Source organism: Pectobacterium sp. A5351, from assembly GCF_028335745.1.
Classification (GTDB): domain Bacteria; phylum Pseudomonadota; class Gammaproteobacteria; order Enterobacterales; family Enterobacteriaceae; genus Pectobacterium.
This window is the reverse complement of the sequence record NZ_CP116477.1, coordinates 2,420,995-2,436,721: the sequence shown is the minus strand read 5'-3', so window position 1 is coordinate 2,436,721 and position 15,727 is coordinate 2,420,995. Positions and strand designations below refer to the sequence as shown.

Sequence of the window (15,727 nt, the reverse complement as noted above, 5' to 3'; positions counted from 1 at the left end):
GGCAGGCTGGAAACATCGCATCGCGCAGACATGTGCTGCACGAGATCCCCGTTTATATGATGCGGAACAATGACTGATGCAGGATCGCAATTTTAACGATATCGCCGAAAAATTTGCTCAGAATATCTATGGCACAACGAAGGGGAAACTTCGGCTGGCGGTATTGTGGCAGGATCTTAGCGATCTTTTGACCCAGCTTCCGGCACGGCCGTTGCGCATCCTTGATGCGGGGGGCGGTGAAGGGCAGATGGCGTGTCGGCTGGCGGCTTTAGGACATCAGGTATTGTTGTGCGATGTTTCCGATGAGATGATTCAGCGCGCCAAAAGTGCGGCAGCGGCGCAGGGCGTCGACCATAATATGCGTTTTGTGCAGTGTGCCGCACAGGATATCGCGCAATATATGGAAAGCCCCGCCGATCTGATATTGTTCCACGCGGTGCTGGAGTGGGTCGCGCAACCGCAGCAGATGCTGAAAATATTGTATGATTGCCTGTCGCCGGGTGGCGCGCTGTCTTTGATGTTTTATAACCATCATGGGTTGTTGATGCGTAACATGGTGCTGGGCAACTTTGATTATGTTCAGGCCGGCATGCCGAAGAATAAACGGCGTTCGCTATCGCCCGATCACCCGCTGGATCCGCAAGCCGTGTACGGCTGGCTTGATGAAATGGGGCTGACCATTAGCGGAAAAACTGGCGTGCGTGTGTTTCATGACTATCTACAGAATAAGCAGCAGCAAATTGATAAATTTGACGACATTCTGGCGCTCGAACAGCGGTATTGTCGGCAAGAGCCTTTTGTGAGTTTGGGCCGTTATATCCATGTCATGGCGCATAAACCCCATTTGAAGGATGCATTATGAGTGATTTTTCCCAGACTGTACCCGAACTGGTCGCCTGGGCACGAAAAAACGATTTCTCCATTTCCCTCCCCACCGAACGCCTGGCATTTTTGATGGCGATCGCTACGCTTAACGGCGAACGCATGGATGGTGAAATGAGTGAAGGTGAACTGATAGATGCTTTCCGCCATGTGAGTCAGGGATTTGATCAGACGAACGAAACCATTACCGTCCGCGCCAATAACGCGATTAACGATCTGGTGCGCCAGCGGTTGCTTAACCGTTTTACCAGCGAACAGGCGGAAGGGAATGCAATTTATCGTCTGACGCCGCTGGGAATTGGCATTACCGATTATTATATCCGCCAGCGTGAGTTCTCGACGCTGCGCCTTTCCATGCAGCTTTCTATCGTGGCGCAGGAGTTAGGCCGTGCGGCCGATGCAGCGGAAGAAGGCGGCGATGAGTTTCACTGGCATCGCAACGTGTTTGCGCCGCTGAAATACTCCGTCGCTGAAATTTTTGACAGTATCGATCTGTCACAGCGCGTAATGGATGAGCAGCAGCAGGGCGTGAAAGACGATATCGCGGCGCTGTTAAACCAGGACTGGCGTGCAGCGATCAGCAGCTGTGAACAACTGCTGACGGAAACGTCGTCTACGTTGCGTGAATTGCAGGATACGCTGGAAGCCGCAGGCGACAAGTTGCAGGCGAGCCTGTTGAGCATTCAGGATGCGATTATGAATAATGCGCATAATCTGGAATCTGTCGACAAACTGGTGTTTGACCTGCAAAACAAACTCGATCGCATCGTGAGCTGGGGACAGCAGACGATAGACCTGTGGATTGGCTATGATCGCCACGTCCATAAGTTTATCCGTACTGCGATTGATATGGATAAAAACCGTGTCTTCGCCCAGCGCCTGCGTCAGTCGGTGCAAAGTTACTTCGATAGCCCGTGGGCGCTGACGTTCGCTAATGCGGATCGTCTGCTGGATATGCGTGACGAAGAGCTGACGCTGCGTAGTGAAGAAGTGACCGGCGAACTGCCGCCGGAGCTGGAATACGAAGAGTTTAGTGAAATGCGCGAGCAGTTGATCGCGCTGGTCGAGCAGGCGCTGCATAAATATAAAGCGCAACAGATTCCGCTGGACTTGGGGGAAGTGATGCGTGAATACCTCGCGCAGCATCCTCGCTCGCGGCATTTTGATGTTGCCCGAATCGTGGTCGACCAGGCAGTACGCCTGGGCGTAGCCGAAGCTGATTTCACCGGATTACCCGCATTGTGGCGGGCAATCAATGATTACGGAGCCAAGGTGCAGGCCCATGTCATCGACAAATATTGAACAACTTATGCCAGTGAAGCTGGCAACCGCGCTGTCGAATAACCTCTTTCCTGCGCTGGACAGCCAATTGCGCGCCGGGCGTCATATTGGCATTGAAGAGCTGGAAAACCACGTCTTTCTGATGGATTTCCAGGAAGTGCTGGAGGAATTCTACAGCCGCTACAACGTGGAGTTGATTCGCGCGCCGGAAGGCTTTTTCTATCTGCGCCCGCGCTCCACCACGCTGATCCCTCGCTCGGTGCTGTCTGAGCTGGATATGATGGTAGGGAAAATTCTCTGCTATCTCTACCTGAGCCCGGAGCGTTTAGCGCACGAAGGCATTTTCAGCCAGCAGGAACTGTATGAAGAGCTGCTGAGTCTGGCAGATGAAAGCAAGCTGTTGAAGCTGGTTAACCAGCGCTCTACCGGTTCCGATCTGGATCGCCAAAAGCTGCAGGAAAAAGTCAGAACTTCGCTGAACCGCTTACGTCGGCTAGGCATGATCTACTTTATGGGCAATGACAGCAGCAAATTCAGAATTACCGAGTCGGTGTTCCGCTTCGGCGCTGATGTACGCAGCGGCGATGATGCCCGCGAAGCACAGCTACGTATGATTCGCGATGGTGAAGCGATGCCTGTTGAAGGTAGTTTGTCGCTGAAAGATGACAGCGACGATAACGATCGCACCGATGATACCGCGCCAGAAACGGGCGAGGATGAATAAGTGTTGAGGATGAACAGGAATGATTGAACGCGGTAAATTTCGCTCACTAACGCTGGTCAACTGGAACGGCTTTTTCGCCCGCACCTTCGATCTGGATGAACTGGTTACCACGCTATCCGGCGGTAACGGTGCTGGGAAATCCACCACGATGGCCGCCTTTATTACGGCGCTGATCCCTGACCTGACGCTGCTGCACTTCAGAAACACCACCGAAGCCGGTGCCACCAGCGGTTCTCGCGATAAAGGTTTGCACGGTAAATTACGTGCCGGTGTCTGCTACTCCACGCTGGATGTCGTTAACTCGCGTCATCAGCGCGTGCTGGTTGGCGTTCGTCTCCAGCAGGTTGCAGGGCGTGACCGTAAAGTCGATATCAAACCTTTCACTATTCAGGGATTACCAACGGCGATACAACCGACGCAAATCCTGACGCAGGTGGTTGGCGATCGCCAGGCGCGAGTGCTTTCGTTGCAGGAGCTGAAAGAGCGCGTCGAAGAGATGGAAGGCGTTCAGTTCAAGCAGTTTAACTCCATTACCGACTATCACTCGCTGATGTTCGATTTAGGCGTCGTACCGCGTCGCCTGCGTTCTGCTTCCGATCGCAGTAAGTTCTATCGCCTGATCGAAGCCTCGTTGTACGGTGGGATCTCCAGCGCCATTACTCGCTCGCTGCGTGACTATCTGCTGCCGGAAAATAGCGGCGTGCGTAAAGCGTTCCAGGATATGGAAGCGGCGCTGCGTGAAAACCGTATGACGCTGGAAGCGATTCGCGTTACCCAGTCCGATCGCGATCTGTTTAAACACCTTATCTCTGAAGCGACGTCCTATGTTGCCGCCGACTACATGCGGCACGCCAATGAGCGTCGTATTCATCTGGATGGCGCGCTGGAATTGCGCCGCGACCTGTTCTCCAGCCGTAAGCAGCTGTCGAGCGAACAGTACCGTCATGTGGAAATGGCGCGGGAACTCGCGGAGCAGAGCGGTGCGGAAGGCGATCTGGAAACGGATTATCAGGCAGCCAGCGACCACCTGAATCTGGTGCAAACCGCGATGCGCCAACAGGAAAAAATCGAGCGCTATAACGCCGATCTGGAAGAACTAAGCTATCGCCTCGAAGAACAGAACGAGGTGGTAGAAGAAGCGCGTGAGCAGCAGGCGGAGAACGAAGAACGCGCCGATGCTGCTGAGCTGGAAGTGGATGAACTGAAAAGCCAGCTTGCCGATTATCAGCAGGCGCTGGACGTTCAGCAAACGCGTGCCATTCAGTACCAGCAGGCGCAACAGGCGTTGGAGCGCGCTCGCACATTGTGTCAGTTGCCGGATTTAACGGCAGATAACGCGGACGAGTGGCTGGACAGCTATCAGGCGAAAGAACAGGAAGCGACAGAAATTCTGCTGATGCTGGAGCAGAAACTGAGCGTGGCCGATGCGGCGCACGGCCAGTTTGAGCAAGCCTATCAGCTGGTGAGCAAGATTGCCGGTGCGGTGAATCGTAATGAAGCCTGGCAGGTTGCCCGCGATTTGCTGCGTGACAGCTCTTCGCAACGCTATCAGGCGGAGCGGGTACAGCCGTTACGGATGCGCCTGTCCGAGCTTGAACAGCGCTTGCGTGAGCAGCAGGATGCCGAGCGGCTATTGCAGGATTTCAGCAAGCGCAACGGTCAGGATTATCAGCCGGAAGCGCTGGAATCGCTCCAGCAAGAGCTTGATGCCCGCATTGAAACCCTGTCATCACTGGTGGCGGAGGCGGGTGAGCGCCGTATGGCGCTGCGTCAGGAACTGGAGCAAATCCAGCAACGCATTCAGAAATTGACGGTACGTGCGCCAGTCTGGCTGGCTGCACAGGAAATGCTGACGCAGTTGAGCGAGCAGAGCGGCGAAACGTTTGAAGATAGCCGTCAGGTGACGGCGTTCATGCAGCAGTTGCTGGAGCGTGAGCGTGAAACGACGGTTGAACGTGACGACATTTCTGCCCGCAAGCGGCAGATCGAAGCGCAGATTGAACGGTTGAGTCAGCCCGGCGGTTCTGAAGACCCGCGTCTGAACGCGCTGGCAGAGCGCTTTGGTGGCGTGTTGCTGTCTGAGATTTATGATGACGTGACGTTGGATGATGCGCCGTACTTCTCGGCACTTTATGGCCCGTCCCGTCATGCCATTGTGGTGTCCGATCTCTCGTTGGTGCGCGATCAGCTTGCGGGTCTGGAAGATTGCCCGGAAGATCTGTATCTGATCGAGGGGGATCCGCAGTCGTTTGATGACAGCGTGTTTGCTGTTGAAGAACTGGAACGCGCCGTCGTCGTCAAAGTCGCGGAGCGCCAGTGGCGTTATTCGCGCTTCCCGGAAGTGCCGCTGTTTGGTCGCGCCGCGCGGGAAATGCGTCTGGAGAGCCTGCGTGATGAGCGCGAAGCGCTGGCCGAACAGTACGCGACGCTGTCGTTTGACGTGCAGAAAACGCAGCGCCTGCACCAGTTTTTCAGCCGGTTCATCGGTACACATCTGGCCGTCGTTTTTGATGAAGATCCCGAAGCGGAAATTCGTACACTCAGTTCCCGCCGTGGCGAGCTGGATCGTGCGATGGCCAGCTTTGATGGCGAAAACCAGCAGCAGCGTCAGCAATATGATCAGGCGAAAGAAGCAAGCGCACAGCTGAATAAACTGATTCCGCGTATTAGCTTGCTTTGTGATGAGACGCTGCAGGATCGCGTGGAAGAGATTTGTGCGGAGTTGGATGAGGCCGAAGAATCCGCTCGGTTCATTCAACAGCATGGTGCGACACTGGCTAAGCTGGAACCGCTGGTTTCTGTCTTGCAAAGCGACCCGCAGCAGCATGAGCAGTTGCAGGAAGATTATACTCAGGCACAGAACGCACAGCGGCAGGCAAAACAGCAGGCGTTTGCGCTGACTGAAGTGGTACAGCGTCGTGCGCACTTCAGCTATGCCGATTCGGTCGGCATGCTGGGTGAAAACGCTGGTTTGAATGACAAACTGCGCCATCGTCTGGAACTGGCTGAGGCGGAACGGACAAAAGCGCGCGAACAGCTCCGCCAGCATCAGGCACAGTTGACGCAGTACAGTCAGGTTCAGGCGTCGCTGAAAAGTTCTTACGATGCCAAACAGGATATGCTGAAGGAGTTGACACAAGAGCTTCAGGATATCGGCGTACGTGCGGATGCCGATGCCGAAGAGCGTGCCCGTCAGCGCCGTGATGAGCTGCATGCGGCATTAAGCGCTAACCGTTCGCGGCGTAACCAGTTGGAAAAACAGATTACGTTCTGTGAAGCCGAAATGGACAGCTTGCAGAAGAAATTGCGCAAGCTGGAACGTGATTATCACCAGATGCGCGAGCAGGTTGTCACCGCGAAAGCCGGTTGGTGTGCGGTCATGCGTTTGGTGAAAGACAACGGCGTTGAACGCCGCCTACACCGCCGTGAGCTGGCGTATATGGAAGGCGATGAATTACGTTCCATGTCGGATAAGGCGCTGGGTGCGCTGCGTCTGGCGGTGGCCGATAACGAACATCTGCGCGATGTGCTGCGGCTTTCGGAAGATCCGAAGCGGCCAGAGCGCAAAATTCAGTTCTACATTGCCGTTTACCAGCATCTGCGTGAACGTATCCGTCAGGATATTATCCGCACCGATGACCCGGTAGAAGCCATTGAGCAGATGGAAATCGAGCTTAATCGTCTGACTGAAGAGCTGACGGCGCGTGAGCAGATGCTGGCAATCAGCTCACGCAGCGTGGCAAACATTATCCGTAAAACGATCCAACGTGAGCAGAACCGTATTCGGATGCTGAATCAGGGGCTGCAAGCGGTGGCGTTTGGTCAGGTGAAGAGTGTTCGTCTCAACGTCAACGTACGGGAAACGCATACTACGCTACTCAATGTGTTGTCCGAACAGCAGGAAATGCATCAGGATCTGTTTAACAGCAACCGCCTGACCTTCTCGGAAGCATTGGCAAAACTGTATCAGCGCCTGAATCCTGAAATTGATATGGGACAGCGCACGCCGCAAACGATCGGTGAAGAGCTGCTGGACTACCGAAACTACCTTGAAATGGAAGTTGAGGTTAACCGTGGCGCGGATGGTTGGCTGCGAGCGGAAAGTGGGGCGCTGTCTACCGGGGAAGCGATTGGTACCGGGATGTCTATTCTGGTCATGGTGGTGCAGAGCTGGGAAGAAGAGTCTAAGCGCCTGCGCGGCAAAGATATTATTCCATGCCGTTTGCTCTTTCTCGATGAGGCGGCGCGACTGGATGCCAAATCGATCGCCACGCTGTTCGAGCTTTGCGATCGTCTGGAGATGCAGTTGGTCATCGCGGCACCGGAAAATATCAGTCCCGAAAAAGGGACGACGTATAAGCTGGTGCGTAAAGTCTATCAGAACAACGAACACGTCCATGTGGTCGGGCTGCGTGGTTTTGGAGCAGAAGCCCCTGAGACGCAGGAGCAAGCGTCGTAGTGAGGCGCGATAACGTTTATCGTTGCCAACGTGGCAGCACTTTTCCGCTATAATGATAAAGCCGCTTTTTTAAGCGGCTTTATTTTTTTCATAAAGAATTACGTAAAGAAAATGCTGCCGGCGAATAGGTGCGTCAAACTCGTAAGATAATAACCAGAAGAAGAAGCAAAAATATTTTTCTCTTTATATACTGACGATAAAACGATTGCAGACCGTAGAAGGATTTGCGGCTGTATATTGTACCGTTGCGACCATGCATAGCGGGCGCTATATAAAAAACGATCATCTTTCATTCTTTATCGTTTTCTACAATAGGAGACGAAAAAATGAGCTTACGCCAGTGCGAGCGAATTCGGTTTGTTATTTCCATGTTCAATGTGGATTGTCGTAAAAGCATATACCCTAAATAATTCGAGTTGCGTGAAGGCGGCAACCGAGCGAATCCCCAGGAGCTTACACAGGTAAGTGACTGGGGTGAGTAAGGGCGGCCAACGCACAAGCAGCTTGAAGTATGACGGGTATAGTGATTAATAAGTACAGGGGATAAATGGATGTTGTTACATAAACGAAAAATGGTCAGGCTGCTGTTGCGCGTGGGTTGTATTTGGGTCGGAAGCCTGTCTCCTTCGTTTTCGGTGCTGGCAGCATCTCCGACGGTGGTATCTGGCTTAGCGCAAAATTCCGGCGTGGTGTCCGTCGAAAATAGCCGTGCAGGGCTTCTGTCAGCGCTGCCGCACGGTATGACGTTACATTATCTCTCTGATTTATCTTCACTTTATGCCCAACATCAGATGCAACCGATGTGGGCGGATGACCGCGCGGTGCAACAGTTTCAACAGCAGCTTGCTGAAATAGCGATCGCGGGCATACAACCGCAGTTCACCACGTGGGTGACCTGGCTGACCGATCCGCAATTGACCGGGTTTGCGCGTGATGCTGTTTTATCCGATGCGATGCTGGGCTATTTGCAGTTCGTCTCTGGAGTCGAGCGTAACGGCAATGACTGGTTGTACAGCAGTGTGCCTTATCGTTTGCAATCGCCAGCAATCAATATTGTGTCTCAGTGGCAACAGGCCGTTAAATCCGGTACCAGCGCCGCCTATGTGGTTTCGCTGGCACCGCAGCACTCGCAGTACGCCAAAATGCATGAGGCGCTGAAGACGATGCTGACGGATCATCGTCCTTGGCCGAGCCTGAATATGACGGAATCTCTGCGTCCGGAGCAACAGAGCCGGGAGTTGGCGGTACTGCGTGAAATTCTGCAACGTACCGGCATGCTGTCGTCAACGGAGCGTATTACGCTGTTTAACGAAAATACCGCCGTGACGACGGTAGCGAACGGGCAGGCTCCGCTGGCCTATAGCGATGCGGTGGGTGGCGATCTCTACTCGGGAGAACTGGTTGAAGCGGTGAAACGCTTCCAGCATTGGCAAGGACTGGAGGACGACGGCGTTATTGGTAAGCGTACGCGTGATTGGCTCAATGTGTCCCCGCAAATGCGTGCGACGCTGCTGGCGCTGAATATTCAGCGTCTGCGCCTGCTGCCGGATAATGTGCACACCGGGATTATGGTGAATATCCCCAATTATTCGCTGATCTACTATCAGGATGGTGCTGAGCGTTTATCGTCGCGTGTCATTGTCGGGCAGCCTAAGCGTAAAACGCCGTTGATGAGCAGCTCGCTGTATAACGTGGTGGTCAATCCGCCGTGGAATGTCCCGACGACGCTGATTCGGCAAGATATCATTCCTAAAGTGGTGCGCGATCCTGGTTATCTTGAACGCCATGGTTATACGGTGTTGTCCGGCTGGAGTCAGGATGCCGAAGTGATCGATCCTTCTATGATCGATTGGCAGGTGGTATCACCAGAACGCTTCTCATATCGCCTGCGTCAGGCGCCTGGTGCAAATAACTCGTTGGGACGCTATAAATTCAACATGCCGAACTCGGAAGCAATTTACCTGCACGACACGCCTAATCACAACCTGTTCCAGCGCGATATTCGGGCGCTGAGTTCTGGCTGTGTGCGAGTGAATAAGGCATCGGAATTGGCTAGCATGCTATTGCAGGATGCGGGATGGAATAATAGTCGTATTTCTTCCACGCTGGATCAGGGGAATACCACCTTTGTTTCAATGAAACACCGGATTCCAGTCAATCTCTATTATCTGACGGCGTGGGTAGCGGAAGATGGCAGGCCGCAGTTCCGCACAGATATTTACAATTATGATGATACTGCCCGAGCCGGGACGAAAGTGCTCTCCAGAGCAGGGCTGTTGCTTCAGTAAGTATTGAAAATACGGACATTAGTGGTATTGGTATTTTATCGTTTTGTGGGGGATCGATGGGATCTCCCGCAAACCCGTAAGCAAAGCGGGTTGACTCACTTTTCTCTGGCAGTTAAGGTTCAAGGCGGTGCGCTTTTTGCCTCCTTTTATACCGTTATTTTAGCCAGGGTACTCGTTCTATGGATCACATTGACAACCATCGCCGTAAGTGGCTTGCACTGGGTGGTGCCGCGTTTGGTATCGCACTGCTTCCCGGTCAGGCATTTGCAACGTTATCTACGCCCCGACCACGAATTTTGACGCTGGACAATCTGAACACCGGAGAACGGCTAAAAACGGAATTTTTTGATGGTAAACGGTATAACAAATCAGAACTCTCCCGCCTGAATCACTTTTTCCGCGATTATCGCGCCAATAAAGTCAAAACAATTGACCCCCAACTTTTTGATCAGCTCTATCGTTTACAGGTTATGCTGGGCACCAATAAGCCCGTACAGCTGATTTCCGGTTATCGCGCGATAGATACGAATAATGAATTACGTGCGCACAGCAGAGGTGTGGCAAAGCAGAGCTATCACACCAAAGGGCAGGCGATGGATTTCCATATTGAAGGCGTTCAACTGGCCAACATTCGTAAAGCGGCGATGAAGATGCGTGCAGGTGGGGTTGGCTACTATCCGAGCAGTGATTTCGTTCACATCGATACCGGCCCGGTCCGTACTTGGTAATTCGCTACCACAGCGCAGCGCTAAATTTTTTTCTGATACGGTTCGCTTATAGCGCGAGCCGCTCAGTTTATTCAACATGGAGTGATATGAAATATCAAATTGTCCCAGTGACGGCATTTAGCCAGAACTGCACGTTGTTATGGTGTGAAAAAACCAATGATGCGGCGATTGTCGATCCTGGCGGTGATGCAGAGAAAATCAAACGTGCCGTTGCGGACGCAGGGATTTCGGTTAAGCAGATTTTGTTAACACACGGCCATCTGGATCATGTCGGCGCGGCGGCGGAGTTGGCCGAGCACTATCAGGTTGCGATTATTGGCCCGCAGATTGAAGATGCATTCTGGCTGGAAGGGTTACCGGCACAAAGCCGGATGTTTGGTCTGGAAGAGTGCGCGCCGCTGACGCCATCACGCTGGTTGCAGGAAGGTGATGAGGTCAGCCTGGGTGAAACAACGCTGGCCGTTTTCCACTGTCCTGGCCATACACCCGGTCATATCGTTTTCTTTGATGTGGAATCGCGTCTGGCACAGGTGGGCGATGTTATTTTCAACGGCGGCGTGGGGCGCACCGACTTCCCCCAAGGAGATCATCAGGCGTTGATGGCGTCCATCAAGAATAAGCTGCTGCCGCTGGGTGACGATGTATCGTTTATTCCAGGGCACGGCCCGATGTCGACGTTAGGACATGAGCGTAAAACGAATCCTTTCCTGCGTGAAGATGCTGCGATTTGGTAGTTTCTGCACTTTTTATCCGCAAAGAACAGAAATAAAAAAGCCGACACAAGTGTCGGCTTTTTTGATCGCTAAATGCATCAGAGTACGGCAACAATTGCTTCGCAGAGCGGTGCCATGTTTTCCGGCGTCATTCCCGCAACGTTGATACGACCAGAGTTCACTGCATAAACGCCGAATTCGTCACGCAGACGCAGAACCTGCTCTTTGGTCAAGCCGCTGAATGAGAACATCCCATTCTGGTCGATGATGAAGGAGAAATCCTGCTGCGCGCCTTTTTCCTGCAAAGTATTCACGAATAGCTGACGCATACGTTGAATACGTTCACGCATCGCCGTCAATTCCTGTTCCCAAATGGCCTTCAGTGCATCGTTGCCCAGAATGGTCGCCACAACGGTCGCACCGTGTGACGGTGGGTTAGAGTAGTTTGCGCGAATAGCCGCTTTCACCTGACTGAATGCTTTATCTGCCGTTGCGGCATCGGTAGCAACCAGTGTGCAGGCACCGACGCGCTCATTGTACAAACCGAAGTTTTTAGAGTACGAACTGCATACGATCAGTTCATCATGCTTCGCGGCAAAGAGTCGCAGGCCTTCAGCATCTTCTTCCAGACCGCGGGCAAAGCCCTGATAGGCGAAGTCAAACAGCGGTAACCAGCCTTTCGCTACTGACAGTTCGGCCAACTTGGCCCATTGTTCAGCAGTCGGGTCGATACCGGTTGGGTTATGGCAACAGCCGTGGAACAGTACTACGTCACCCGCTTGGGCAGCGTTCAGGCTGTTTAGCAAGCCATCAAAATCCAGCGCGTGGTTCGCTGCATCGTAGTAGTCATATTGGCACACTTCCAAACCGACGGCAGAGAAGACGTTGTTGTGGTTTGGCCAGGTTGGGTTGCTGATCCAAATGCGTTTTGCAGACGTCTGATTGGCAATGAAATCCGCCGCTACGCGCAACGCGCCCGTTCCGCCTGGGGTTTGCGCCGTACGGGCACGTTTGTCGGCAATGATGGCGTTCTGCTTGCCAAACAATAGCTCCTGCGTGCGCTGACCGAATGCTGGCAGACCGTCAATGCCCAGATAGTTTTTGGTGGTTTCATTTTCCAGCAGATACTGCTCTGCTTTTTTGACGCTGGTCAGAACCGGCGTTTTGCCGGTTTCATCTTTATAGACACCAATACCCAGATTGATTTTATTCGCGCGGTCATCGGCGCGGAAAAGATCGGTCAGCCCGAGAATAGGATCGGCCGGTGCGGCAGAGATATTTTCAAACATTGCCAGAATGTTCCATAACTGAGATGAAATAAGAATTCTCAGAGTACCGTCAGTAAAAGGCTTTGCCAACCGTTGAGGTTAAAAAGAAAGGGAAATAACAGGGAGGAGGAGAGAGACGAAATAAAAGACTGGTTAGGTGAGAATAATTGGCGCAAAGCAGAAACAAAATACACCGTGCGCGTTTTCCAATCTCGTTTACGATGGCACGTCGTAACGCTATCCGATACGCAATAAAAAAGACAGAGCCGAAGCTCTGCCTTTTTCTGCAATACGAACGATTAACTCGTTACGTTATGCTGTGACAACTTAGAACTGGTAAACAACACCGACGTCTACACGGTCATTATTTTCTTGACCAAATGTCTTAGTACGATCTTTATCCAGCAGGCTGATGTCGTACTCAACATAGGTAGAGAAGTTTTTGTTGAATGCGTAAGTTGCACCAACGCTTGCATATTTAACACCGTAGCCGTTTACATCTGCGCCCGCAGTGTTGATTTTATCTTTACGAGATACGTAAGCGATAGTTGGAGTCAAACCAAAATCAAAGTTGTACTGTGCAACCACTTCAAAGATTTTGCTCTCATCAGCCATTGTTGTACGGTTTGGCGCATAGAAATTACGAGCTTGACCATAGGTTGCAGCAACATAAATGTTGTTCGCGTCGTATTTCAGACCCGTAGCCCATACGTCAGCACGCTCACCACCGGCAGTCGAACGATGTTGGTCAAGAGATAGGTTAGTAGAACCAACACGCTCGTAAGAACCATAAGAAGCCACAACACCAACACCGAAATCAGTGTCGTAAGACAGAGAAGTAGCCCATGCATCGCCGTGATTACGCTCAATACGAGAGCTGCTTTCATTTTTAGCAACGTATTGCAGACCAAAACCTAAATTATCAACCAGACCAAAGAAGTTAGAGGTGTTATAGGTTGCTGCGCTGCTGACACGACCAGTCAGGGTATCGGTAACGCTGCTGTCGCCGCCGTTTTCTGGCAGGACGTCGGTATAAGCCAGACCGTTGTAAGCGACGCCTACGTTACGGCCGTAGTCAAGAGAACCGAAATCAGCAAATTTCAGACCAGCAAAGGCTTTACGAGTTTTCCCTTCCCCTGCGTTGGTATCTTCAGCGTTGTTAGCATCGAACTGGTATTCGAAAGTGCCATAACCAGTCAGGTCGCTGGTAATCTGAGTCTGACCTTTAAAGCCCAGACGCGCGTTAGTATTGTCTTCGTTTTCTGCACTCTGGTTTTTGAATGTGTAACCTGCGTGTACACGACCAGTCAGATCCAGCTTGTTCGCATCTTTATTATAGATTTCTGCTGCGTTGGCTGTGCCTGCGACTAACAGAGCTGGGATTACTACTGCAAGAATGTTGCGTTTCATCATTATTACCCTCATTGGTGTTATTTAGACACCTGCCACTGCCATAAATAATTCTTTGGGAACTATTCCTGAAAGTTTGGTGTCTTCCTGTGTCTGAACGCAGTTTTCCATTCACTCGCGAGTTAATCCACCCTAAAGATGCTACAAACTTCGTAATCGAGTAACAAATGGAAATAATGTGTATCTAAATGTAAAAACTAGGGAACTTTGTGAGACATAACAAAAATTAAAAAAAAAGAGCCGGGAAACCCGACTCTTCTTTTCTACATATTTGTTTTACTTATATTAAATTTTTATTTAGAAACTGGCATTCCGCGGCGTGCGTGGGAAAGGGATCACGTCGCGCACATTTTGTACACCGGTAACATAGGCAATCAGTCGTTCAAAACCTAAACCGAAACCGGAATGTGGAATGGTGCCGTAACGACGCAAATCGCGATACCACCAATAGTCTTCTTTATTCAGTCCCATCTCTTCCAGACGGCTATCCAACTGCGCCAGACGCTCTTCACGCTGAGAGCCCCCGATGATTTCGCCGATTCCCGGTGCCAGAACATCCATCGCGGCAACGGTTTTACCGTCGTCATTCATACGCATATAGAAAGCTTTGATGTCTTTCGGGTAGTTTTTAACCACAACCGGTGCTTTGAAGTGCTGCTCCGCCAGATAACGCTCATGTTCGGAGGAGAGGTCAACGCCCCAGTAAACCGGGTTCTCGAACTGTTTTCCGCAGTTCAGCAGGATTTCGACGGCATCGGTGTAATCCACCTGAGCGAAATCGGAGCTGACGAATTTTTCCAGACGGGTGATAGCTTCTTTATCGACGCGCTCGGCAAAGAACGCCATATCATCGGCACGCTCGTTCAGTACGGCCTGGAAAACATATTTCAGCAGGTTTTCAGCCAGACCCGCGATATCATCCAGCGTGGCGAAAGCAACTTCCGGTTCGATCATCCAAAACTCAGCCAGATGGCGGCTGGTGTTAGAGTTTTCCGCGCGGAACGTTGGGCCAAAGGTGTACACGTTGGACAGCGCACAGGCGTAAGTTTCGCCATTCAACTGGCCAGATACGGTCAGGAACGCTTCTTTGCCAAAGAAATCTTCGCTGAAATCCACTTTACCCTGTTCGGTACGCGGCAGATTTTCCAGATCGAGGGTAGAAACGCGGAACATTTCACCCGCACCTTCGGTATCGGATGCGGTAATCAGCGGGGTAGATACCCAGAAGTAACCGTTCTCGTGGAAGAAACGGTGAATGGCCTGCGCCAGCGTATGACGAACGCGCGCAACGGCACCGATCAGGTTGGTGCGTGGACGCAGGTGCGCCACTTCACGCAGGTATTCGATACTGTGACGCTTTGCCGCCATCGGATAAGTATCGGGATCGTCAACCCAACCGACGACGTTGACATTGGTGGCTTGCAGCTCGAAGCTCTGGCCTTCACCCGGAGAAGCAACGACGTTACCGGTGATTTCTACGGAGCAACCGGTGGTCAGGCGCAGTACGTCATCCTGATAATTGGAAAGATTATTATTAACGACAGCCTGTAACGGATTAAAGCAGGAGCCGTCATAAACGGCGATAAAGGAGATACCGGCTTTAGAATCTCTCCGGGTACGTACCCAGCCGCGCACGGTGACTTCGCTGTCAACGGCGACACGGCCTTGCAGTACATCGACTACAGGCACTACGCTCATAAAATTCTCTCTTTAATTAATCGTGTTTAAGAAATATATCGTGGTTAAAACGCCAAATGGCCCAATCCGAGCCATTTGCTATGTTACTTGCGATGCAACAGGACACAAGCAGAAATCACCGGAATGGCGCGAAGTTTTCGCGTATTACAGTGAATCTGCTGCAAAGTTGGTCAAATACCCGTCATACTTCAAGTTGCATGTGCGTTGGCTACGCTACTCGGCACACTAACGTGTACCTCGCCCCGTTGGGGCCGCTGCAAGCAGCGTTCAAATCTG

Annotated in this window: 10 protein-coding genes; 7 read left to right on the top strand and 3 right to left on the bottom strand. The window is 52.0% G+C overall.

Annotated features, from left to right (window positions below; translation table 11 throughout):
* Nucleotides 1–76: 76 nt before the first annotated feature.
* From cmoM to O1Q74_RS11320, 7 genes are all read left to right on the top strand, one after another.
* On the top strand, nt 77–862 hold the full coding sequence (gene cmoM, locus O1Q74_RS11350) for a tRNA uridine 5-oxyacetic acid(34) methyltransferase CmoM (RefSeq protein WP_271873180.1): 786 nt from the start codon (nt 77–79) through the stop codon (nt 860–862).
* Nucleotides 859–2,184 (top strand): chromosome partition protein MukF, encoded by a 1,326-nt coding sequence (gene mukF / locus O1Q74_RS11345; RefSeq protein ID WP_271873177.1) that lies wholly within the window; start codon nt 859–861, stop codon nt 2,182–2,184. The genes cmoM and mukF overlap by 4 nt, the downstream gene beginning before the upstream one ends.
* Nucleotides 2,165–2,887: a chromosome partition protein MukE gene (gene mukE, locus O1Q74_RS11340; RefSeq protein WP_271873174.1), complete on the top strand. Its 723-nt coding sequence runs from the start codon at nt 2,165–2,167 to the stop codon at nt 2,885–2,887. The genes mukF and mukE overlap by 20 nt, the downstream gene beginning before the upstream one ends.
* A 19-nt stretch (nt 2,888–2,906) precedes the next feature.
* On the top strand, nt 2,907–7,346 hold the full coding sequence (gene mukB / locus O1Q74_RS11335) for a chromosome partition protein MukB (RefSeq protein ID WP_271873172.1): 4,440 nt from the start codon (nt 2,907–2,909) through the stop codon (nt 7,344–7,346).
* 551 nt (nt 7,347–7,897) lie between these two features.
* Complete coding sequence (gene ldtD, locus O1Q74_RS11330; protein ID WP_271873170.1) at nt 7,898–9,634, top strand: L,D-transpeptidase; 1,737 nt, start codon at nt 7,898–7,900, stop codon at nt 9,632–9,634.
* A gap of 179 nt (nt 9,635–9,813) precedes the next feature.
* Nucleotides 9,814–10,362: a YcbK family protein gene (locus O1Q74_RS11325; protein ID WP_271873167.1), complete on the top strand. Its 549-nt coding sequence runs from the start codon at nt 9,814–9,816 to the stop codon at nt 10,360–10,362.
* Nucleotides 10,363–10,448: 86 nt separating this feature from the next.
* A complete protein-coding gene (locus tag O1Q74_RS11320; RefSeq protein ID WP_271873164.1) occupies nt 10,449–11,096 on the top strand; it encodes an MBL fold metallo-hydrolase in 648 nt (215 codons plus the stop codon).
* Nucleotides 11,097–11,173: 77 nt separating this feature from the next.
* Here the strand turns inward: O1Q74_RS11320 and O1Q74_RS11315 are convergent, their stop codons facing one another.
* The 3 genes from O1Q74_RS11315 to asnS form a co-directional block, all read right to left on the bottom strand.
* The gene (locus tag O1Q74_RS11315; RefSeq protein ID WP_271873162.1) at nt 11,174–12,364 is read right to left on the bottom strand and encodes an amino acid aminotransferase; all 1,191 of its coding nucleotides are present in this window, start codon (nt 12,362–12,364) and stop codon (nt 11,174–11,176) included.
* Between the two features lie 306 nt (nt 12,365–12,670).
* Nucleotides 12,671–13,756 (bottom strand): porin, encoded by a 1,086-nt coding sequence (locus tag O1Q74_RS11310; protein WP_271873160.1) that lies wholly within the window; start codon nt 13,754–13,756, stop codon nt 12,671–12,673.
* A gap of 294 nt (nt 13,757–14,050) precedes the next feature.
* On the bottom strand, nt 14,051–15,451 hold the full coding sequence (asnS, locus tag O1Q74_RS11305; RefSeq protein ID WP_271873158.1) for an asparagine--tRNA ligase: 1,401 nt from the start codon (nt 15,449–15,451) through the stop codon (nt 14,051–14,053).
* Nucleotides 15,452–15,727: the final 276 nt, after the last annotated feature.